This window comes from Actinoplanes auranticolor (genome assembly GCF_018332655.1).
Classification (GTDB): domain Bacteria; phylum Actinomycetota; class Actinomycetes; order Mycobacteriales; family Micromonosporaceae; genus Actinoplanes; species Actinoplanes auranticolor.
Genome location: NZ_BOQL01000077.1, coordinates 55,448 through 76,284 on the forward strand (window position 1 = coordinate 55,448; position 20,837 = coordinate 76,284).

Here is a 20,837-nt window from a genome sequence, read left to right on the forward strand (position 1 = left end):
GGGACTTCCCGGCGCGCAATGTATCGGTACGGGTAAAGACCCCGCCGGTCAGTCGGCGTCGACGCCGACCCGGCTGCCGGCCGGGCGGGTGGTGACCTTGGCCGAGGCGCTCACCTTGGCCGGTGCCGGCGAACCGGGCGCCGCGGCCTTGTCGGCCGGCGCGGCCTTGTCGGCCGGTGCCGTCTTCTCAGCCGTCGCGGGCTTCTCCGGGGCGGCGTGCTGGCCGGCCGACGTCACCGAGGCCTGTCCCGTCGCCGTGGGGGGCTGAGTGGTCGAACGCTGGTCGGTCGGACCCTGAGCGTTTGCCGGCTGGCTGGTCGGACTCTGAGCGCTCGCCGGCTGGGCGGTCGACCCCTGGGCGCTTGCGGGCTGGGCGGTTGCAGGTCGGGCCGCTGGGGCCTGGGGAGCCGGGGTCTGGGGGGCCGGGCGCTGAGCGGCGGCCGGGCGCTGGGCGGTCGCGGACTGCTCCGGCCTGTCGTCCTCGTCGTCGTCGGGGTCCGGCGAGGCCGCGGCGGCGAGCACGGCGGCCGAGGCCAGTTCGGCGACGCGCTTGGCCTCCCGCTGCACCTGGCGGCGGACCTCGGTGGCGCGACGCTCGGCGGCCTCGCCGGCCCGCTTGGCCTCCTCGACGTGCACCAGCTCACGCTCGAGCTCCGCCTTGACGTCGGTCAGGCGCTGCTGGACGCGTTGGGTCTCCTGCTCGGCCTGCTGGGACCGCTCGACCGCGTCGGCTGCCTTCTTCTCGGCCTCGGTCACCTTGGCCTGCGCGGTGGCCAGGTCCCGGCCGGCCGCGGCGATCTTGTTCTGCTGGCCGGCGATCTCCTGGCGGATCGCGGTGGCCTGCTCGTCCGAGCGGCGCAGGACCTCCTCGGCGTACTTGTCGGCCTCGCTGCGCAGGTCGGCGCACTGCTTCTCGACCGCGGCGCGCATCTGCGTGAGCTCCTGGGTGAGCTCCTGGCGGCGCTGGGCGATCTCGCGGTCGACGGCAGCCTTCAGCTCGGTGCGCTCGCGGTCGGCCTCCGCGCGCTGCTTCGCCACGTCCTGCTGGGTCTTGTCCCGGAGGGCCTTGATCTCCTGATCGGCCTGCATCCGGGTGGACTTGACGTAGCCCTCGGCCTCGGCCCGCTGGCGCTGCACCTCGTGCGCGGCGCGCTCGGTGAGCTGCTGGGCCTCGGCGCGGGCCCGGGCGAGGGTGGACTCGGCCTCGGCGCGCAGCTGCTCGGCGGCCTGGCGGCTGCTCGCGACGGCCTTCTCGGCGGCGGCGCGGCGGGCGGCGTCGACCTTCTCCTCCTCGGCCCGGCGGGCGGCCAGGGTGATCTCGAAGTCGCGGATGCCGTCGTGGGCGTGCGCCTCGGCCTCGGCGCGGATCCGCTCGGCCTCGGCGAGCCGGGCGGCGATGTCGTCGGTGGCGGAGCTCTTGATGTCGGCGGCGACCTCCTCGGCCTTGGCGAGGATCTCCTCCACCTTCGGCCCGAGGTGGCGGAAGGAGACCTCGGCCAGACCCGGCTGGCGCCGCGACTGGGCGGCCTCCTGCTGCAGGCGGTCGATCTGCCCGGCCATCGCCTGGATCTGCGAATAGGCCTGTTCACGCTCACTGACCAGGGCGGCGATCTCGTTCTCGGCCCGCGCGACGTAGCGCTCGACCTGCTTCTTCTCGTAACCCCGCAGGGCGGTCTCGAAGCTGGGCTCGGAGGCTGCGTCTCCACCGAGACCGAAGATTTCCCCGCCGTGCGACATACTTTCCATCCTCACATACGCATCGTCCCGTGACGTGTCGATACACACCGGCCTGGCGGGACTATGCGTCTGGTTGCGATTTGTCTGTACTCAGGCTACTGGCGGAAACAAACGGGCCGTACCGGAGGACTCCGGTACGGCCCGTTGATGCTTCGCCCAGCCCACCCGGTCGTCTCCACCGTGGCGCACACCTCGGGGCGGCGCAACCGGGGACCCGGGTGGTGAACGACTCAGCTCGTCTTGGCAACCGCCTCGGTCTTGCCGGCGTCGCCGGCCTCGGCCGGACGCTGGGCCGGGGCGTCCGCCTTGGCCTCGGCCTGCTTGACGGCCTCGGCCGCCTTGGCCGCCGCACCGACTGTCGGCACCAGGCCGGAGAGGCCGGAGAGCATCTGGCCGAGCTGGTTGGTGACGGCGTCCTTCTGCCGGGTCAGGTCCTCGACCTCGCGCTTGGCGGCCTGCGTGGTGAGCTCGGCCTCGGTACGCGCCTCGCTGAGCAGCCGCTGCGACTCGGAGCGGGCCTCGGTGACCGTCTTCTCCGCGAGGGCGCGGGCCTTCTCGACGGTCTCGACGGCGGTGCGCTCGGACTCGACCCGGCGGCTCTCGGCGCGCTGCTCGATCTCCTTGGCCCGGTCCTCGGCCGCGCGGGCCCGCTCCTCGGCCTCGGCCACCATCTTCTGGGTGGCGCTGACCTGGGCGGCGTGCCGCTGCGACTCCTCGCGCTCGCTCTTCTCCCGGCGCTCGGCGGTCTCCAGCGCGAGGGCCTGCAGGTCCTTGTCGCGCTTGTCGCGGGCGTCGGTGAGCATCTTGGTGGCTTCGGCGCGCTTCTCCTCGGCCTCGCGGGCCGCCTTCGCGCGCAGCTGGGTGATCTCCCGCTCGGCGGTGGCCCGCAGCGAGGCGACCTCGCGCTCGACGGTCGACTTGAGCTCGGCGACCTCGTGCGCGGTGACCGTGCGCAGCTGCTTGGTCTCGCGGTCGGCGTCGGACCGCAGGGTGTCGGCCTCGCGCCGGGCCTGCACCCTGTTCTCCGCGGCCTCGCGCTCGGCCTGCGTGCGGACCTGCCCCGCCTCACGCTCGGCAGTCGCCTTCATCGCGGCGGCCTCGGCCCGGGCCTTGTCGGTGATCTCGCGGGCCTCGAGGCGCGCGGCGGAGAGGATGCCCTCGGACTCCCGCTTGGCCTCGCTGCGGTGGTCGTTGGCCTGTTCCTCGGCCAGCCGCAGGATCTGCTCGACCCGGGTGCCCAGCCCGGAGAGGGTCGGCCGGTTGTTCTCCTCGAGGAGCTTGTTGCTGTCGGCCAGCTTCTGCTCGAGGGCGTTGAGGCGCTGCTCCGCCTGGCGCAGCCGGCGCTGCGCGTCGTTCATCCGCTGTTCGGCCTCGCCGCGGGCCTGCTCGGACTGGTTCAGGGCGGCGATGAGCCTGCCGAGGTGGGCGTCCACCTGTCCGCGGTCGTATCCACGCAGGACAACAGTGAAGTCGTGCTGCGAATTTGCGGTCTCGAAGAACGCGAGATTGGCATCCTGCTGCTGGGGCATTGGGACATACTGGCAGACCCCCCAGGGGGCCACGCAAGACCGTACGGGCCGGGTATTCCGCCCTGTGATCACCTTCTGCCCGCCCGCCGAGGGCGGATGTCGGCCGTTCGGGTGGCATCGAAGGGCGCCTGCCCGCGCAGCGTTGCCGCGCCACTACCTGCTGTGCCGTCCCGAAGCGAAAGATCGTCCCACAGGGCCACCGGTCGCCGCTGCGCGATGGTCACGATCCTGCCAGTCAGCAGCCCTGCCGTCAGGATGTTTCACCCGCAAGGCGTACGAATCAGGCAGGCTCCACCAACTCCACCAGAACGCCCCCGGCGTCCTTGGGGTGCACGAAGTTGATCCGTGAGCCGGCCGTCCCGCGCCGCGGCTCGTCATAGAGCAGTCGCAGCCCGCGGGCGCGCAGGGCGGCGGCGGCCGCGTCGACGTCGGCCACCGTGTAGGCGAGCTGCTGCAGGCCGGGGCCGCTGCGATCGAGGAACTTCGCGATCGCGGAGTCGGGGCGCAGCGGGGCGAGCAGCTGGATCCGGGCACCCGTGCCGTCGTCGCCGGCGGCCAGCATCGCCTCGCGGACGCCCTGCTCCTCGTTCGTCTCCTGGTGAACGCACCGCAGGCCGAAGGCCCGGTCGTAGAAGGCGATCGCTTCGTCCAGGTCGGCCACGGCGATCCCGACGTGATCGACTCGCAGCAGGCCCACGGGCGGCAGAGAATCCATGCTGGAGAGTGTACTAGGCTGTACTTAACCATCGTTCAGGCCCATAGAAAGCGAAGCTCCCGTGACCAGCTCGGTGATCGTCAGCGGCGCCCGTACCCCCATGGGCCGCCTCCTCGGCAACCTCAGGAACGTGCCCGCCACCGCCCTCGGCGGGTACGCCATCGCCGCCGCCCTCGAACGCGCGGGCGTGGCCCCGGAGCAGGCGCAGTACGTGATCATGGGCCAGGTGCTGCAGGCCGGCACCGGGCAGATCACCGCCCGGCAGGCCGCCGTGGCCGCGGGCATCCCGATGACCACGCCCGCGGTGACGGTCAACAAGGTCTGCCTCTCCGGCCTCGACGCGATCGCGCTGGCCGACCAGCTCATCCGGGCCGGCGAGTTCGACATCGTGGTGGCCGGTGGCATGGAGTCGATGACCAACGCGCCGCACCTGCTGATGGGTCAGCGCCAGGGCAAGAAGTACGGCGACATCCTGGTCCGCGACCACACCGCCTTCGACGGGCTGATGGACCCGTGGGACGGCATCTCGATGGGTGAGTCCACCGAGCGCAGCGGCGCCGGCCTGGGCATCAGCCGGGCCGAGCAGGACGCCTTCGCCGCGCTGAGCCACCAGCGCGCGGCCGCCGCCCAGCGCGAGGGACGCTTCGCCGAGGAGATCGTGCCGGTCAAGGCCGGCCTGCGCGGGGTCGACAAGTTGATCGACACCGACGAGGGCGTCCGCCCGGACGCGACCGCCGAGTCGCTCGCCGGCCTGCGCCCGGCCTTCGCCAAGGACGGCACGATCACCGCCGGCAGCGCCTCACCGATCTCCGACGGCGCCGCGGCGGTCGTGGTGATGAGCCGGGCCAAGGCCGAGGAGCTGGGGCTGACCTGGCTGGCCGAGATCGGCGCGCACGGCAACGTGGCCGGGCCGGACAGCTCGCTGCAGGCCCAGCCGGCCAACGCCATCCGGCACGCGCTGGGCAAGGCCGGCCGGTCCGTCGCCGATCTCGACCTGATCGAGATGAACGAGGCGTTCGCCCAGGTCGTGCTGCACTCCATGCGCGAGCTCAAGGTCAACGAGGACATCGTCAACGTCAACGGCGGCGCGATCGCCCTGGGTCACCCGATCGGCATGTCCGGCGCCCGGCTGGTGCTGACCCTGGCGATGGAGCTCAGGCGGCGCGGCGGCGGGTTCGGCGCGGCCGCGCTGTGCGGTGGCGGCGGTCAGGGCGATGCGCTGCTCATCACGGTGCCCGCCGCCTGATCGCGGGACGCCCGATCGTGGGAGAGGATGGCGGGGTGACCATCTCCGCGCGGCCGGGCCGCGACGTGCCGACGCTCGTGGCCCGGGCCCGTGAGGGTGATCCGCGCTCGGTGGCCCGGCTGATCAGCCTCGTGGAGAACGGCGACCCGAAGCTGGCGGAGGTGGCCGCCGCGCTGGCCCCGTACGCGGGCCGGGCCCAGGTCGTGGGTCTGACCGGCTCGCCCGGGGTGGGCAAGTCGACCACCACCAACGAGCTGGTCCGCTCGCTGCGGGCCGCCGGGCACCGGGTCGGTGTGCTCGCCGTGGACCCGTCCAGCCCGTTCACCGGCGGCGCCATCCTGGGCGACCGGATCCGGATGCAGGACCACACCGGCGACCCCGGCGTCTACATCCGCTCGATGTCCAGCCGGGGGCAGCTCGGCGGGCTGGCCGCGGCCACCCCGCAGGCGGTGCGCGTGCTGGAGGGCGCGGGCTGCGACGTGGTGCTGGTGGAGACCGTCGGGGTCGGGCAGGCCGAGGTGGAGATCGCCTCGCTGGCCGACACCACGCTGGTGCTGCTGGCGCCCGGGATGGGTGACGCGATCCAGGCGGTCAAGGCCGGCATCCTGGAGATCGCCGACGTCTTCGTGGTCAACAAGGCGGACCGGCCGGGCGCGGACGCCACCTACCGCGACATCCAGGGCATGCTCTCGCTGGGCGAGCGCGCTGCCGGGGACTGGCGGCCGCAGGTGGTGCGGGCGGTGGCGGTCAAGGGCGAGGGTGTCGACGACGTCGTCGCGGCGATCGAGAAACACCGGGCCTGGCTGGAGTCCTCCGGCCGGCTGCAGGCCCGGCGCGAGGCGCGGGCCGCCGCGGAGGTCGAGGCGATCGCGCTCGGCACGCTGCGGGCCCGGCTGGGCTCGCTGCGCGAGGGTACGGCGCTCAGCGACCTCGCCGCCCGGGTCGCCGCGGGCTCGCTGGACCCGTACGCCGCCGCCGACGACCTGATCAAGGATCTCTAGCCGAAGCGGGCGAGCGTCTCCGCGATCAGGGCCTCGTCCCAGTCGAGCCGCCCGGTGCGCAGGTCGTCGATCAGCGCCCGCAGCCAGTCCAGCTCGGCGCGCAGCATCGCGGCGCGGTATTCGTCCTCGATCAGGAACAACCGGGGCAGCCCGGGCGGCGCCTGCTGCTCGATCAGCGCCAGCTTCCCGGCCAGCGCGGCCACCCGGCGCTCCAGCAGGGTGCACACCTCGCCCGGGGGCAGGATCGGCAGGAACGCCAGCGCGGCGGGAAACTCGGGGAACTCCCGGGCCGGGGCCGGCAGCATGGCGGTCAGCCAGCGGCGCAGCGTCGCCGCGCCGGCCTCGGTGATCTCGTAGACCGTGCGTTCCGGGCGTCCCGCCTCGCGGGTGGTGCCGCCGGGGCGGGCCAGCCCGTCCCGGACGAGCCGGTCCAGCGCCTGGTAGACGCTGTTGCGTTGGGCCACGTTGACCAGCTGGTCCTGGCCGCGTTCCTTGATCATCTGCTGCATCCGGTACGGGTGCGTGGGCGCTTCGAGCAGCAGGGCCAGCAGCACCATCGCCAGCGTGGACCGGCGCGGCTCCGCAGACGTCATGACCTCAGCCTAGGGGCTTTCTCAGGGTTGTCTCTCTTAGTAATGGCATGGATAGTCATTCTATGACTAAGAACGCTGTCGTGGCCGGTGGCGGCATCGCCGGCACGGTCGCCGCCATCGCCCTGCACGACGCCGGCTTCGCTCCGGTGATTCACGAGGCGCACGACCGGGGGGCCGACGAGCGCGGCTCTTTCCTCACCGTCGCCGTGAACGGACTGGCCGCCCTGCGCACGCTGGGACTCGACCCGGACCGGCTCTTCGCCGCGGGCTTCGCGACCCCGGCCATGGTGCTGCGCAACGCCGCCGGCCGGCAGCTCGCCCGGCTGCCGCTCGGCGGGCCGGACCCGGACGGCACGACCACCACCACGATCCGGCGCGCCGACCTCTACCTGGCCCTGCGCGGCGAGGCCGAACGGCGCGACATCCCGGTCCGGTACGGCCGGCGCCTCACCGGCCGCACCTGCTCACCCGCCGGGGTGACCGCCCACTTCGCCGACGGCACCACGGCCGGTGGTGATCTGCTGATCGGTGCCGACGGTCTGCACTCGCGGACCCGCTCGGCCCTGGACCCGGCGGCGCCCGCGCCGCACTATCTGGGCCTGCTCAACGCGGGCGGCCACACGGCCGGGCCGGTCCCGCCGGCGCTGCGTGCCGAGCCGGGGGTGATGCAGATGGCCTTCGGGCGGCGGGCGTTCTTCGGCTGGGTCACCGCCCCCGACGACTCGGTCTGGTGGTTCGCCAATCCGCCGCGCCGGCGCCCGGCCGGGCCCCTCGAGTTCGGTCCGGCCGCCTGGCGGGCCGAGCTGCTGGAGCTGTTCGCCGCGGACGCGGTGCCGGCAGCGGCGATCATCCGGGCCGCCGACGAGATCGTCGGCCCGTGGAACACCTGGGACCTGCCGCGGGTACCGGTCTGGCGCGACGACCGCACGATCCTGATCGGCGACGCCGCGCACGCCGTCTCGCCGTCCTCAGGCCAGGGCGCGTCGATGGCGATCGAGGACGCCGTCACCCTGGGCCGTTGCCTGCGGGCCCGTTCGGACATCGCGGCGGCGCTGGCGGACTACGAGCACCTGCGCCGGGGCCGGGTGGAGAAGGTCGTCGCGTACGGGCGGCGCAGCGGCAGCACCAAGACCGCCGGACCGGTCGGCGCCGCCGTACGGGACGCGCTGACGCCGCTGGTCATGCGCCTGCTCTATCGCAAGAGCAACCCCCAGGCCTGGATCCTCGAGCACCGGATCGGCTGAACCGCTCAGCCCCGGCCCCGCGCCGCCGAATGGACGGTGCAGTTCTCCCGCTGTCCGGCGGTGACGACCGACGAACGGGGTGACCATGCACCGGCGGAACGTACGCCCGTGGCTGCGCGCCGACCCGATGGTCGTGGTCCTGCTGGTGCTCGCCGTCACGTCCACCGTCGGTTTCGGCCTCCAGCGCATCGGGCCGGGCCCCCAGGTGGCGATGTTCTGGCTGCTCATGGCCGCGGTGCACGCCTGCTTCGCGGTCCTGTCGGCGCAGGTCGCCCGGGCCGGGCCGGCGGTCGCCCGGCGGCTCTGGGCGTCGTTCTCCCTGGCCGGCACCGCGTTCTTCGTCGGCGACGTGGGCCAGCTGGTGGCGGTGGCCCGCGCGCCCCTGGCCCCGGCGTCCCTGGTCGGCACGGAACTGCAGTTCGTGTCGGTGGCGGTCGGGATGGTGCTGCTGGTCACCGGCCTGCTGCGCTACCCGCTCGGCGACCTGACGACCAGCGCCCGGGCCCGGCTGCACCTCGACACCGCCACGGTGCTCGCCGCCGCCACGACCTTCGGGCTCTGGCTCGTCGAGGTGCCGGCCGGACCGCGCGACGCGGGCTGGGCGATCGGCCTGGTGGTGGCCCTGCTGGTGATGCCCGGGGTCTTCCTGGTGGCGATCTTCGCAGTGCTGCGGCTGGTGCTCAGCGGGCGGACTCCGTTCACCCCGATGTGCGGGATCGCCGGGGGCGTCGCCGCGGTCCTGCAGACCGTGCTGCAGACGGTGCCGGGCTCGGTCTACCTGGACCCCCGCTACACGCCCTGGCTGCTCGCCGGCAACGTGGTCGCGAGCACCCTGCTCGCCCTGGTCGCCCGCCTCCAGCAGCGCGGTGCCGACCGCGCGCCGCAACCCGGCGTGCGGAACCGGCGCCGGCCCTACAGCGTGCTGCCGTACGCGGGGATGGCCGCCGTATGGGCCCTGACCGTGACCGTGCTCGCGACCCGGGGCCTGGACGCGCGCTCGTGGGTGGTGGGCGTCGGCGCGTCGGTGACCACGGTGCTGGTGATCGGCCGGCAGCTGAGCGCGTTGCGGCACATCACCGAGCTGCTGCGCGAACGTGACGAGCTCACCGCCCGCCTGACCGAGCTGGCGTACCACGACGCGCTCACCGGTCTGGCCAACCGCGGTCTGTTCATGCGGCTGCTGTGCGACGGCCTCACGGCCGGGCCGGTGACCGTACTGCTCATCGACCTCGACGACTTCAAGCCGGTCAACGACGCGTTCGGGCACGCCACCGGCGACCGGTTGCTGATCGAGGTCGCCCGCCGGCTGCGGGCCGGGGTGCGGGCCGGGGACACCGTGGCGCGGCTGGGCGGTGACGAGTTCGCCGTCCTGATGCCCGGCTTGTCGGCCGCGCGGGGCGCCGAGGTCGTGCGGGGGCTGACGGGCAGCCTGCTGGGCACGGTCCGGATCGGCTCGGCCGACGTACCGCTGCGGGCCAGTGTCGGGCTGGCCACCGGCCGCCCGGGTGAGCACGATCCGGACAGCCTCCTGCACGCCGCCGACATGGCCATGTATGCCGTCAAGGAAGCCCGCCGTCACCTCACAGTCAGTGACCTTCGGTAGCGATGCGTATCCATTGAGTTGCGGTCGCGATCATCGGGTTACCAGGGCCAATGCCTGGTAACCTTGCCGCCCTGTGCCCGGGAGGAAGTCGCGATGCGTACGAATTTGGTCGCTCTGGTAGCGGTGGGTCTGCTCACCCTCGGTGGCGTCGCCGCCTGCACCGATGATGACAGTGACCCCGCCGCCGCCGGCGGTGGCAGCACCCGTGGCGGCAGCGGCGCCGGCAAGGTCGGCGTCATCCTTCCCGACACCACCACGTCCCAGCGGTGGGGCACCGACGACCCGAAGCTGCTGAAGGCGGCCTTCGACGCGGCCGACGTGCCGGTGGACATCCAGAACGCGCAGGGCGACAAGGCGAAGTTCGTGCAGATCGCCGAGAGCATGATCGCCGGCGGGGCGAAGGTCCTGATGACCGCCAACCTGGACTCCATCAGCGGCAAGACCGTGATCGACAAGGCCAAGGCCGCGGGGGTCAAGACCATCGACTACGACCGCCTGACGCTCAACGGCGGCGCGAACTACTACGTCAGCTTCGACAACGTCGCGGTCGGCAAGCTGCAGGGCGAGGGCCTGGTCAAGTGCCTGGCCGACAAGAACGTCGAGAAGCCGCTGATCGCCGACCTGAACGGCTCCCCGAGCGACCACAACGCGACCCTGTTCAAGGTCGGTTACGACTCGGTCCTGCAGCAGAGGTACGACGACGGCTCGTTCCTGAAGGGCCCGGACCAGTCGGTGACCGACTGGAACAACAAGGAGGCCGGCACGGTCTTCGCGGAGATGTGGAAGCAGACCGGCAAGCAGATCGACGGGGTGCTGGCGGCCAACGACGGCCTGGGCAACGCGGCCATCGAGATCCTGAAGAAGGACAAGCGGAACGGCGTGGTCCCGGTGACCGGCCAGGACGCCACGATCCAGGGTCTGCAGAACATCCTCGCCGGTGACCAGTGCATGACGGTCTACAAGGAGATCAAGAAGGAAGCCCAGGCGGCCGCCGACCTGGCCATCAAGCTGTACCGGGGTGAGAAGCCCTCCGCGCCGCAGCGGATGAAGGACCCCGAGTCGGGCGGGATCGTGGATGCGGTGCTGCTGCCGCCGACGGCCATCGACAAGAAGAACATGAACAAGGTGATCAAGGACGGCTTCGTCAAGAAGGAAGCCGTCTGCTCGGGTCGGTTTGCCACGCTCTGCCGGGCGAACGGCATCAAGTAGCGGCTTCCGCCCCGCCGGCCGGGGTCTCGCCACCCTCGGCCTCCCGGGTGGTCGCCGCCGGCCGGCGCCGGCGCAGCAGCCGCCCGCTCCAGTGGTCGATCGCCACGAAGAGCAGGCCGAGGATCCAGAAGGCGGCCGCGAAACCCGCCGAGCTGATCGAGACGCCGTCGTAGCCCAGGTCGCCCACGTCGATGAACGGGTACGGGTACCGGTCCACGACCAGCCCGCGGATCAGCGCGAACGCCAGGTAGCCGAGCGGGAACGCCAGCCAGTAGAGGGCGTGGCGCCACCGGAAACGGCCGCGCTCGTCGAACAGCAGCCAGTCGAGAACCGCCAGTAGCGGCACCACGGTGTGCAGGAGCTGGTTGCCGATCGCCTCCGGCACGTCCCGGTCCACCGGGCCGACGGCGAAACCGCTCGCCGGGTTGGTCAGCACGAGGTGATAGACCAGGCCGGTGATGGCGACATAGAGCGTGACGGCACCCTTGAGCGCCGCTGGTGTGTCCCGGCCCCGGAACGCCGCCCAGGCCGCGAAGACGCCGTACGCGACGTTGCTCTGGATCGTGAAGAAGGGCAGCAGGCCCGTCACGGTCGCGGGACCTGCGGCGGTGAGCACCACGCCCGCGATCACCGCGACGACCGCCACCAGCCGCATGATCTTCATGGCCACAAGGTAATGCCCGGCGGCGCTCCTGGCGCCGCCGGGCATCATCAGCGTGGTCGATCCCTCAGGTGCGTCAGCAGGCCGCGTCGGTGCCGGTCACGTTGACCGCGGTCCAGGCCTTCTGCACGGCCTTGTACTCGGTGCCGCACCGGCCGTACAGGTCGGTGGCCGCGGACAGGGTGTAACCCCGGGCGGCCTTGTAGTTGGTGCTCGAGGTGAAGTAGATGTCCAGCGCCCGGTACCAGATGGCGGCGGCCTTGGTGCGGCCGATGCCGGTCACCGCGGTGGCCGAGCCACACAGCGGCGAGGTGCCGTACGCGGTGGCGCCGCTGCCCTCGGCCAGGTTGAAGAAGAAGTGGTTGCCGACGCCGGAGGAGTAGTGCACGTCGACATTTTTGGTGGTGCTCGACCAGCAGCCGATGCCCTTGCCGTCCAGCGTCGGGTTGTACATATAGCGCAGCGGCTTGCCGTCACCGCCGATGTTGATCTTCTCGCCGACCAGGTAGTCGCCCAGGTCGGCGCTGTTGGCCGCGTAGAACTCGACCATCGTGCCGAAGATGTCGCTGGTGGCCTCGTTCAGGCCGCCGGACTCACCGGAGTAGACCAGGCCGGCGGTGCGCTCGGTGACGCCGTGCGACATCTCGTGGCCGGCCACGTCCAGCGAGACCAGCGGACGGGTGTTGCCGCTGCCGTCGCCGTAGGTCATCTGCTTGCCGTCCCAGAACGCGTTGACGTACGCGTTGCCGTAGTGCACCCGCGACGGCACGCCGGTGCCGTTGTTGAAGATGCCCTTCCGGCCGAACGTGGTGTTGTAGTAGTCGTACGTCGTGGCCGCGCCGTAGTGCGCGTCCACCGCGGCCGACTGCCGGTTGGAGGTCGCGCCGGTGCCCCAGACGTTGTCCGCGTCGGTGAACAGCGTGCAGGTGCCCGAGGTCCTGTTGTTCATGTCGCAGGTGGTGCCGTTGCCGTGCGCCGCGTCTTTGAGGCTGAAGCTCGACGTGGACACCTGCGTCGTGGCGATCGACACGGCCCCGGAGTAGACGCTGTTGCCGGTGGCCGTCTCCACGGTGTCCCACGAGCTCAGCACCGCGCCGGTGTTCGCGTCTGTGACGACGTGCAGCTTCGACGGCGTCTGGCCGTCCTCGCCGAAGCCCTCGACGACCGTCTCGTAGGCCAGCGTGCCCGTGCCGCTGGTGGCGTCGACGACCAGCTCGGGCGCGCCGACCGCGCTGACCGTCCCCGTGAAGTGGGCCTCGGCGGTCGCGCTCGCGGTCGAGGCGGCCCGCTTCGGGGTGGTGCTCAGGCTCAGCGGCGCGGCCAGGCCGACCGACGCCTGCCGGAAGGCCCCGTCCCTGGTGCCGTGCAGGACGAAGTCGCCACCGAGGACCCGCAGACCCTCGTACGTGCGGGTGTAGCGCACGTGACTCGTACCGTCGGCGTCCTTCGCGGTCGCTTTGATCGCGAAAGCGTCCCCGGCGCCGGCTTTGACGGCGGCGCGATGGGCGGACGGCGAGAGGGGATCGGGCGCGGCGGCAGCCGACGTCGCGCCCACGCCCGCCAGCAGACCGCCCAAGAGCAGGGCGGAGCCGACAGCAGCGAGAGATCGTTTCACGGGGACTCCTGAACGGTGGGGGACCGTGGCGGTAGCCACACCTGTAGATATATCGATTTCTGCACATGCTGTGAACATGCTGAAAACGTCATAGCTTCGGTGAGACCTGTGACCCAGAGTCCTTAGCGATCGTTCAGCTTTGGGCCTACGATGTGCGGCATGGACGCAGCCGACATCGCCGCCGGCCGGGAGCGCTGGCAGCAGCGCTACGACGCCGCCCGTAAGCGGGACGCAGACTTCACCACGTTGTCCGGGATGCCCGTCGAGCCCGTGTACGGGCCGGCCGACGGTGACAGCTACGCGGATTTCGAGCGGATCGGCTGGCCGGGCGAGTTCCCGTACACCCGGGGTCTGTATCCGACCGGCTACCGCGGACGCACCTGGACCATCCGCCAGTTCGCGGGGTTCGGCAACGCGCAGCAGACCAACGAGCGGTACAAGATGATCCTCGCCGCCGGTGGCGGCGGGCTGAGCGTGGCGTTCGACATGCCGACGCTGATGGGCCGCGACTCCGACGAGCCGGAGTCCCTCGGCGAGGTGGGCCACTGCGGGGTGGCGATCGACTCGGCCGCCGACATGGAGGTGCTGTTCGACGGCATCGACCTGCAGCAGACGACCACCAGCATGACCATCTCCGGGCCGGCCGTGCCGATCTTCGTGATGTACCTGGTCGCCGCCGAGCGGCAGGGCGCCGACATCGGCAAGCTCGACGGCACCCTGCAGACCGACATCTTCAAGGAGTACATCGCGCAGAAGGAGTGGCTGTTCGCGCCGGAGCCGCACCTGCGCCTGATCGGTGACCTGATGGAGTACTGCGCGGCCGAGATCCCGAAGTACAAGCCGCTCAGCGTCTCCGGCTACCACATCCGCGAGGCCGGCTCGACCGCCGCGCAGGAGCTGGCGTACACGCTGGCCGACGGTTTCGGCTACGTCGAGCTGGGCCTGTCCCGCGGCCTGGACGTCAACACCTTCGCCCCCGGCCTGAGCTTCTTCTTCGACGCGCACGTCGACTTCTTCGAGGAGATCGCCAAGTTCCGCGCCGCCCGCCGGATCTGGGCCCGGCACCTGCGCGACGACTACGGCGCCACCAGTTCCAAGGCGCTCTGGCTGAAGTTCCACACCCAGACGGCCGGGGTCTCCCTGACCGCTCAGCAGCCGGTCAACAACGTCGTGCGTACGGCGGTGGAGGCGCTCGCCGCGATCCTGGGCGGCACCAACTCACTGCACACCAACGCCCTCGACGAGACCCTGGCCCTGCCCACGGACGAGTCGGCCGAGATCGCCCTGCGGACCCAGCAGGTGCTGATGGAGGAGACCGGGGTGACCAACGTGGCCGACCCGCTCGGCGGCTCCTGGTACCTCGAGGCGCTCACCGACCGTATCGAGGCGGAGGCCGAGGAGATCTTCGCCCGCATCCGGGAGCTGGGCCACGACGGCAGCATGACGGCCGGCATCCTGCGCGGGATCGAGGACGGCTGGTTCACCGGCAACATCGCCGAGGCGGCCTTCGTCTACCAGCAGGCCCTGGAGAAGGGCGAGAAGCGGATCGTCGGTGTCAACGTGCACACCGGCACGGTGGCCAAGGACCTGGAGATCATGCGGGTCTCGCACGAGGTCGAGATCGAGCAGAAGCGCGCGCTGACCGCGCGCAAGGCCGGCCGCGATCCGGTACGCACCCAGCAGGCGCTGGACCGGCTCGTGGCGGTCTCGCGGACGACGGAGAACATGATCCCCGCGATGCTCGACGCGGCCCGCGCGGAGGCCACCCTGGGCGAGATCTGCGCGGCGCTCAAGGGGGAGTGGGGCAGCTACCGCGAGCCCGCCCGCTTCTAGAGCCCGCCGCCTTCCGGTCGCGGAAAGCAGACATCCGGGTGCAGTTCGCGACCGCCCGGCCGCGGTCGGCGTCGCCGCAGCTGACCGGGGTGCGCCGCCCCGACGAGACGCAGCTCACCGGCGATCGGGCACACCTGCTGTGACGTCCGATATCGCCAGCCCGGCGGCGCGGCGAACAGTCCGCCGCGCGTGCGAGACTAGGTAACCATGAGCGACCCACGGACCACTCCGTCGATCTTCACCCGCGGCGCGGTCGATCTCGGTGCACTGCGCCCCGCGAGCAAGCCCGCGCCCGCGGGCCCCGCCGGCCCCGCCGGCCCGGCCACGAGCCCGGCCGTCAGTCCCGCCGCCGCCCCGCAGCCGGGGGGTGCGCCGCCCGCGATCATCGACGTCACCGAAGCGAACTTCCAGACGACCGTCCTCGAACTGTCCATGACCACCCCGGTGATCCTGGACTTCTGGGCCGAGTGGTGCGAGCCGTGCAAGCAGCTCTCCCCGATCCTGGAGAAGCTCGCGGCCGAGGGCGGCGGCAGCTGGGTGCTCGGCAAGGTCGACGTGGACACCAACCCGCGGCTCGCCCAGGCGCTGCGCGTGCAGGGCATCCCGATGGTGATCGCGGTCGTCGGCGGCCAGCTCGTCGAGGGTTTCACCGGCGTGCTGCCCGAGGCGCAGATCCGGCAGTACATCGACGCGGTGCTCAAGGCCGGCGGCGTCGAGGTCGCCGCCCCGGAGGACCCGCGGCTCGACGCGGCCGACGACGCCATGATGACCGGTGACCTGGACGCGGCCGAGGCGGCGTACCGCAAGATCCTGGCCGAGTCGCCGCAGGACCACGCGGCGGAGTCCGGCCTGGCACAGGTGGAGCTCTACCGCCGGGTCACCGGCGTGGACGCCGAGAAGGCTCTGGCCAAGGCCGCCGCCGACCCCGACGACGTGGCCGCGCAGCAGCTGGCCGCGGACATCGAGGTCCTGAGCGGACAGGCCCCCGAGGCGTACGAGCGGCTGGTCGCGGCGGTGCGGCGGTCCAGCGGCGAGGAGCGGGACAGCGTACGCAAGCATCTGCTGTCACTCTTCAACGTGGCCGGACCCGACGACCCGGCTGTGGCGAGCGCGCGGCGCGCGCTGGCCCGCGCGCTCTTCTAGGACAAGGTACGGGGGCTCCATGCGCCGCATCGCCGTGCTCGACGCACCGTCCAACCTCGGCCTGCGCCCGCCGACCGCGACGTCGGTGCCGGGCTGTGCCAAGGCGCCCGGAGCCCTGCGCGACCACGGCCTGCTGCGCCGGCTCAACGCCCGCGACGCCGGCTGCCTGACCCCGCCCCGGTACGACCCGGGCGACTGGCGGCCCGGCGACGGGGTGTGCCACGCGCCGGAGATCTCGGCGTACTCCCGCAAGCTGGCCGACCGGATCGGCGCCATCCTCGACCAGGGCGAGTTCCCGGTGGTGCTGGGCGGCGACTGCTCGATCGTGCTGGGCTCGGCGCTGGCCATGCACCGCCTCGGCGAAGCGGTCGGCGGCCGCATCGGCCTGGTCTTCGTGGACGGCCACTCGGACTTCCGCCACCCCGGCAACGCGTCCTACGTGGGCGCGGCGGCGGGCGAGGACCTGGCCCTGGTCACCGGCCGGGGCCAGACCGACCTGGCGGCGATGGAGGGCCGGCGCCCGTACTACCGCGACATCGACGTGGTGGTGATGGGCATCCGCGCCCAGGACGAGTACCGCCTCGACCTACAGGCGGCAGGCATCGTGACCCGCCCGGTCCCGACCCTGCGCGTCGAGGGCGCGGCCCGCAGCGCGCAGTGGGCCCGCGACCAGCTGGTGGACTGCGCGGGCTACTGGGTGCACATCGACGTGGACGTCCTGGACCCGGCGGTGATGCCGGCGGTGGACGCGCCGGAGCCGGGTGGGATCGCGTTCCCGGAGCTGGAGATCCTGCTGGCCGGGCTGGTGGAGTCGCCGCACTGCCTGGGCGTGGAGATCACGGTCTTCGACCCGGACTACGACCCGGACGGCAAGTACGCGGAGGAGATCACCTCGGCGATCGTGGCGGGGCTGAAGCCGGCGCAGCTGGTTGATGCGCGTCCGGATCTGGTCGCGGCCCGCCGGGATCTGGCCGGTCCCGGTCGTCTGGGCCCGGGCCGGTCGGGGCGGGCCGATCCCGGTCCTGGTCCGCTTGGTCCGCTTGGTCCTGGACGGTCTGATCCCGGTCCTGGTCCGGTTGGTCCTGGACGGTCCGATTCTGGTCCACTCGGTCCCGGTCGGTCTGATCCTGGTCCGGTCGGTCCTGGGCGGCTCGATCCCGGTCCGCTGGGTCCGGGGCAGTTGGCTCCGGGGCAGCGGGGTGCTCCGGCGGCCCGGGCCGCGGAGGAGCAGGATCCGGTCGAGGCTCGGCGAGCCGCGGCGGCCGGCGACGACGTCCGGGCGGCGGCAGCGGCGATGTCGAGCGGAGGATCGTCGGGAGATCCGGAGGAGTCCGCGGTGCCGGCGACCACCCTGCTGGGGGTCGAGGAAGCCGGTGCGGTGCCGGCCTTCACCGCGGCCGAGGCCGAAGCGGCTTCGGATCGGGCTGAGTTCGAGGCTCTGTCGCGACGGGCCGACCCGGACGGCGCCTACCGCCCCGACCTGGAGGACTCTTCTGCGCTCGGCCTCGAGCCGGACGATGGGGATGTCGCGTCCTACGCGGGGTCTGGCGAGGGCTCGCCCAGTGCCTCGTCCCGCGCTGAGGATGGTGGCGTGCCCGACCCGGGGCACGGGGATGACCAGGTCGCTGCCTCGCCTTTCGCTGACCCGGATGACGGCCCGGAGCTGGCGTCGCCTTTCGCTGACCTGGATGACGGCTCGGAGCCGGGGTCGTCTTTCGGTGACCCGGTCGACGGCCCGGAGTCGGCCTCGCCCTTCGCGGATCCGGTCGACGGCCCGGAGCTGGCGTCGCCCTTCGCGGAGCCGGATGAACGGGATGACACGAGCACCGACGAATCGAGGGTTGCCGCGAACGCCGCGCCCGGCGATGGCCAGGCTGAAGCCAGCGCGTTTGATAACGCCGACGCCGACGCCGACGCCGACGCCGACGCCGACGCCGACGCCGACGCCGTGCCCGCGGCCGAGTTGGCCGTGGCCGTCACCGGCGACGCTGAGCCGGCGGTGACCGCGGAGGCCGAGGACGTCGAGTCGTCAGCGCCGGCGGACCCGGTCGAATCCGCCCTCGATCCGGCCGCCGCCCACGATGACGTCGACTCCTTCGAAGAACCGGATCACGAGCCGACTGCGGAGCTCGAATCTACGCTCGACGGCGACTCCGCGGCCGACCGCGATCTCGGGTCGGACCGGGATCTCGGGTCCGACCGCGATCTCGGGTCGGACCGCGATGCCGCGTCCGATCACGATGTTGAGTCCGACCGTGACTCCACTCCGGAGCCGGACTCCAGGGGCGAGGAATCCGCCCAGCCAGACGCTGACCGGTCCGAGGAGCACGCCGACAAGCCAGCCTTCGACAAAGCCGACGAGACCGACAAGACCGACGAGACCGACGGAACCGATAAGGCCGACGAGGTCGAAGGGCCGCACACCGAGCCCGCGCCGATCCGGCCGCTCGGCTCCGCGCCTCTGCTGGACTCCAAGCCGCTACCCGCGACCATGCCCGGCATGCTGCGCCCACGCCCGATCGAGGACTTCACCCTCCCGGTGCAACGCCCAGCGTTCGAGGTCGGCCCCGAACAACCGGCCGACCTCGGCTGAACCCGGCCACCTGAAGCGCCCGCCCGGACCGGTCGCTCCTTGCCCAACGCGACCCATCCCGGTCGCTACCCGGGCAGCGCGCGGCCCAGCCTGGTTCGCTACCCGTTGAGCGTGGCCGGGCGTCCGCGTTACTTGTTCAGTGCGGTCAGGAAACGGGCCGCGATCGGCACTGCTGCCTCCGCGCCGGCCCCGCCCTTCTCCACCATCACCGCGAACGCGATGTCACCCTGCCAGCCCACGAACCAGGCGTGAGTTTCCTCCTCGCCGTCCTTGAACTCCGCCGTACCCGTCTTGCCCGACACCGGCTTGCCCGGCACGTCGGTCAGGTCCGTCGCCGTGCCCTCCGTGACGACCTCGCGCATCATCGTGTGCAGCGGCTGGATCGACGACGCGGCCAGTTTCGGGCCGTCGGCCGCTGGGCTGGCAGCGGCCGGCTCCGTCACGAGCTTCGGCTGGACGAACTGTCCGCGGGCGACCGCCGCGGTGGCGCCGGCCATCGCCAGCGGGCTGACCGCTGTCGCGCCTTGGCCGAAGGTGGCCGCGGCCAGCTCGGTGGGGGTGTTCGCCGGGGAGATCTTGCCGCTGAACGCGTCCGCGCCGAGGTCCCACTTGACGCCGAGGCCGAGCTTCGTCGCGGCGTCCTGCAGGCCGGCGGCGCCCAGCTTCGGGGCCAGGTTGACGAACGCGGTGTTGCACGACTTCGCGAAGTCGACGCGGAACGGGACCGAGCCGAGGACCATGTTGTGCGAGTTCTTGAACGAGCGGCCGCTGACCGCCTTGGTCTTCGGGCAGTCCACCTTGCCGTCGAGGGTGACCGCCTTCTTGTCGAGCAGGCCCAGCGTCGAGACCATCTTGAAGGTGGAACCCGGCGGGACCTGGCCGGTCATCGCGGTGTTGACGCCCGCGCCCTCCGGGCCGTTGGCGACCGCGACGATGCTGGAGTCGCTGATCCGGATCGCCACCAGTGCGCTGGGCTGCTTCTCCTTCGCCACCGCGGCGTCGGCCGCGTTCTGCGTCGTTACGTCCAGGGTCGTCTTGATCGGCTTGCCGGCGACCGGCTCGATGCTGAACAGCTGCGAGTCCTCGACCTGGTCGTCCGGGGTCCGGCGGGCGATCACCACGGACTGGCCGGGGGTGCCGCGCAGCTGGGCGTCGTACCGCTGCTGGAGGCCGCCGTGGCCGACCTGGTCGTTCTCCCGCAGCGCCTCGGGGTTGGCGTCCAGGTCGTCGCGGGTCGCGGGCTCGACCAGGCCGAGCAGGGCGCGGGCGAACGGCCGGGTGGGGGCGAGCTCACGCTGGCCCTCCTCGAAGACGGTGCCGGCGAGGGCGCGTACCCGATCGCGGATCTTGTCGTAGTCGGGCCGCCGGAGGGTGACGATGTCGATGAAAGCGCCGTCGTCGGTGGCGTTCTCGACGCGTTCCCCGAGCTGCTTGAAGTCGACGGTCACGTTGATCGACTTGAAGAGCTTGCCGAGCTCCTTGAAGAGCGCTGCCTGGTCGGTGATCCGGTTGGGGGTCACCCCGACCGTGACGACCGGCCGCTGGGTGACGATCGGCTTGCCGTCGGCGCCGAGCACGTCGGCCCGGTCGGCTGTCTTGCGGCGCAGTTCGAGCTGGTCGCCGGCGGTCAGCTCGCTGTGCACGATGGCCGGCTCCCAGATCACCCGCCAGCCGTCGGCGTTGCGCTTGGTGAGCCGCACCGTGCTCTGGTACGACCAGGAGCCGCCGCCCGGCAGCGTCCAGTCCAGCTTCACCGGGGCCGAGGCGATGTCGCCGGTCTCCTTGGGATCGCCCTCGGCCGAGAGCAGCAGCGACGACTTCTTCAGGTCACCGGCGAGCCCCTGCAGCTGGGTGAAGACGTCGTTCGCCGAGATCTTGGAACCGTCGGCGGTGACGAAACCGGTTTTGCTCAGGTCGCCGTCACGCCAGCCCTTGAGGAACGTGCCGAGGGTGTCACCGGGGCCGTCCGAGCCTGAGCATGCGGCCATGCCGCCAGTGACCAACAGCAGGCCGGCCATGGCGGCCACGATCCGACCAGCACGTCCGGTGCCGCGCATGATGCCACCCTTCCCTCGACTCGATTCGGGAAACCTACGGAACGGTAACCGGAGTCGG

Annotated in this window: 14 protein-coding genes and 1 pseudogene; 8 read left to right on the forward strand and 7 right to left on the reverse strand. The window is 72.0% G+C overall.

Annotation, left to right across the window (positions count from 1 at the left end; genetic code table 11):
• Positions 1 to 48: 48 nt before the first annotated feature.
• From Aau02nite_RS40930 to mce, 3 genes are all read right to left on the reverse strand, one after another.
• The gene (locus Aau02nite_RS40930; protein WP_246595830.1) at positions 49 to 1,746 is read right to left on the reverse strand and encodes a coiled-coil domain-containing protein; all 1,698 of its coding nucleotides are present in this window, start codon (positions 1,744 to 1,746) and stop codon (positions 49 to 51) included.
• 221 nt (positions 1,747 to 1,967) lie between these two features.
• Positions 1,968 to 3,266, reverse strand: a complete 1,299-nt coding sequence (locus Aau02nite_RS40935; RefSeq protein ID WP_212994049.1) for a DivIVA domain-containing protein — start codon at positions 3,264 to 3,266, stop codon at positions 1,968 to 1,970.
• Positions 3,267 to 3,546: 280 nt separating this feature from the next.
• Positions 3,547 to 3,981, reverse strand: coding sequence for a methylmalonyl-CoA epimerase (gene mce / locus Aau02nite_RS40940; RefSeq protein WP_212994050.1), 435 nt, complete (start codon positions 3,979 to 3,981; stop codon positions 3,547 to 3,549).
• A 61-nt stretch (positions 3,982 to 4,042) separates the two neighbouring features.
• Between mce and Aau02nite_RS40945 the strand changes: the two genes are divergently transcribed.
• Positions 4,043 to 5,227: an acetyl-CoA C-acetyltransferase gene (locus Aau02nite_RS40945; RefSeq protein WP_212994051.1), complete on the forward strand. Its 1,185-nt coding sequence runs from the start codon at positions 4,043 to 4,045 to the stop codon at positions 5,225 to 5,227.
• A 35-nt stretch (positions 5,228 to 5,262) separates the two neighbouring features.
• Entirely contained in the window at positions 5,263 to 6,228 is a 966-nt protein-coding gene (gene meaB, locus Aau02nite_RS40950) for a methylmalonyl Co-A mutase-associated GTPase MeaB (protein ID WP_438841225.1), read from the forward strand.
• Here the strand turns inward: meaB and Aau02nite_RS40955 are convergent.
• The gene (locus Aau02nite_RS40955) at positions 6,225 to 6,821 is read right to left on the reverse strand and encodes a PadR family transcriptional regulator (RefSeq protein ID WP_212994052.1); all 597 of its coding nucleotides are present in this window, start codon (positions 6,819 to 6,821) and stop codon (positions 6,225 to 6,227) included. The genes meaB and Aau02nite_RS40955 overlap by 4 nt on opposite strands.
• A gap of 62 nt (positions 6,822 to 6,883) precedes the next feature.
• Here Aau02nite_RS40955 and Aau02nite_RS40960 point away from each other — a divergent pair, with 62 nt between their 5' ends.
• From Aau02nite_RS40960 to Aau02nite_RS40970, 3 genes are all read left to right on the forward strand, one after another.
• Complete coding sequence (locus tag Aau02nite_RS40960) at positions 6,884 to 8,065, forward strand: FAD-dependent oxidoreductase (RefSeq protein ID WP_212994053.1); 1,182 nt, start codon at positions 6,884 to 6,886, stop codon at positions 8,063 to 8,065.
• 85 nt (positions 8,066 to 8,150) lie between these two features.
• Positions 8,151 to 9,668 carry a diguanylate cyclase domain-containing protein gene (locus tag Aau02nite_RS40965; RefSeq protein WP_212994054.1) on the forward strand — a complete coding sequence of 506 codons (1,518 nt, stop codon included), beginning with the start codon at positions 8,151 to 8,153 and terminating at the stop codon, positions 9,666 to 9,668.
• A 93-nt stretch (positions 9,669 to 9,761) separates the two neighbouring features.
• Positions 9,762 to 10,877: a sugar ABC transporter substrate-binding protein gene (locus tag Aau02nite_RS40970; RefSeq protein WP_212994055.1), complete on the forward strand. Its 1,116-nt coding sequence runs from the start codon at positions 9,762 to 9,764 to the stop codon at positions 10,875 to 10,877.
• Here the strand turns inward: Aau02nite_RS40970 and Aau02nite_RS40975 are convergent.
• The gene (locus Aau02nite_RS40975) at positions 10,870 to 11,541 is read right to left on the reverse strand and encodes a Pr6Pr family membrane protein (RefSeq protein ID WP_246595825.1); all 672 of its coding nucleotides are present in this window, start codon (positions 11,539 to 11,541) and stop codon (positions 10,870 to 10,872) included. The two genes, Aau02nite_RS40970 and Aau02nite_RS40975, sit on opposite strands and share 8 nt — an antisense overlap.
• 73 nt (positions 11,542 to 11,614) lie before the next feature.
• On the reverse strand, positions 11,615 to 13,153 hold the full coding sequence (locus tag Aau02nite_RS40980; protein WP_212994056.1) for a M4 family metallopeptidase: 1,539 nt from the start codon (positions 13,151 to 13,153) through the stop codon (positions 11,615 to 11,617).
• 159 nt (positions 13,154 to 13,312) lie between these two features.
• On the opposite strand from Aau02nite_RS40980, the gene icmA reads away from it, so the two are divergent.
• The 3 genes and pseudogenes from icmA to Aau02nite_RS40995 form a co-directional block, all read left to right on the forward strand.
• Positions 13,313 to 14,986: a coenzyme B12-dependent isobutyryl-CoA mutase large subunit gene (gene icmA, locus Aau02nite_RS40985; protein WP_212994057.1), complete on the forward strand. Its 1,674-nt coding sequence runs from the start codon at positions 13,313 to 13,315 to the stop codon at positions 14,984 to 14,986.
• A 207-nt stretch (positions 14,987 to 15,193) separates the two neighbouring features.
• On the forward strand, positions 15,194 to 16,129 hold the full coding sequence (locus tag Aau02nite_RS40990) for a tetratricopeptide repeat protein (protein WP_212994058.1): 936 nt from the start codon (positions 15,194 to 15,196) through the stop codon (positions 16,127 to 16,129).
• 19 nt (positions 16,130 to 16,148) lie between these two features.
• A pseudogene (locus Aau02nite_RS40995) lies at positions 16,149 to 17,049 on the forward strand (arginase family protein); the annotation flags it as partial.
• A gap of 1,801 nt (positions 17,050 to 18,850) precedes the next feature.
• Here Aau02nite_RS40995 and Aau02nite_RS41000 read toward each other — a convergent pair.
• On the reverse strand, positions 18,851 to 20,779 hold the full coding sequence (locus Aau02nite_RS41000; protein WP_212994059.1) for a penicillin-binding transpeptidase domain-containing protein: 1,929 nt from the start codon (positions 20,777 to 20,779) through the stop codon (positions 18,851 to 18,853).
• Positions 20,780 to 20,837: the final 58 nt, after the last annotated feature.

Bases quoted from the DNA above. Each gene is read 5' to 3' on its own strand.
- Aau02nite_RS40930 (WP_246595830.1), bottom strand. From the start codon at position 1,746: ATGGAAAGTATGTCGCACGGCGGGGAAATCTTCGGTCTCGGTGGAGAC.
- Aau02nite_RS40935 (WP_212994049.1), bottom strand. From the start codon at position 3,266: ATGCCCCAGCAGCAGGATGCCAATCTCGCGTTCTTCGAGACCGCAAAT.
- mce (WP_212994050.1), bottom strand. From the start codon at position 3,981: ATGGATTCTCTGCCGCCCGTGGGCCTGCTGCGAGTCGATCACGTCGGG.
- Aau02nite_RS40955 (WP_212994052.1), bottom strand. From the start codon at position 6,821: ATGACGTCTGCGGAGCCGCGCCGGTCCACGCTGGCGATGGTGCTGCTG.
- Aau02nite_RS40960 (WP_212994053.1), top strand. From the start codon at position 6,884: ATGACTAAGAACGCTGTCGTGGCCGGTGGCGGCATCGCCGGCACGGTC.
- Aau02nite_RS40965 (WP_212994054.1), top strand. From the start codon at position 8,151: ATGCACCGGCGGAACGTACGCCCGTGGCTGCGCGCCGACCCGATGGTC.
- Aau02nite_RS40970 (WP_212994055.1), top strand. From the start codon at position 9,762: ATGCGTACGAATTTGGTCGCTCTGGTAGCGGTGGGTCTGCTCACCCTC.
- Aau02nite_RS40975 (WP_246595825.1), bottom strand. From the start codon at position 11,541: ATGAAGATCATGCGGCTGGTGGCGGTCGTCGCGGTGATCGCGGGCGTG.
- icmA (WP_212994057.1), top strand. From the start codon at position 13,313: ATGGACGCAGCCGACATCGCCGCCGGCCGGGAGCGCTGGCAGCAGCGC.
- Aau02nite_RS40990 (WP_212994058.1), top strand. From the start codon at position 15,194: ATGAGCGACCCACGGACCACTCCGTCGATCTTCACCCGCGGCGCGGTC.
- Aau02nite_RS41000 (WP_212994059.1), bottom strand. From the start codon at position 20,779: ATGCGCGGCACCGGACGTGCTGGTCGGATCGTGGCCGCCATGGCCGGC.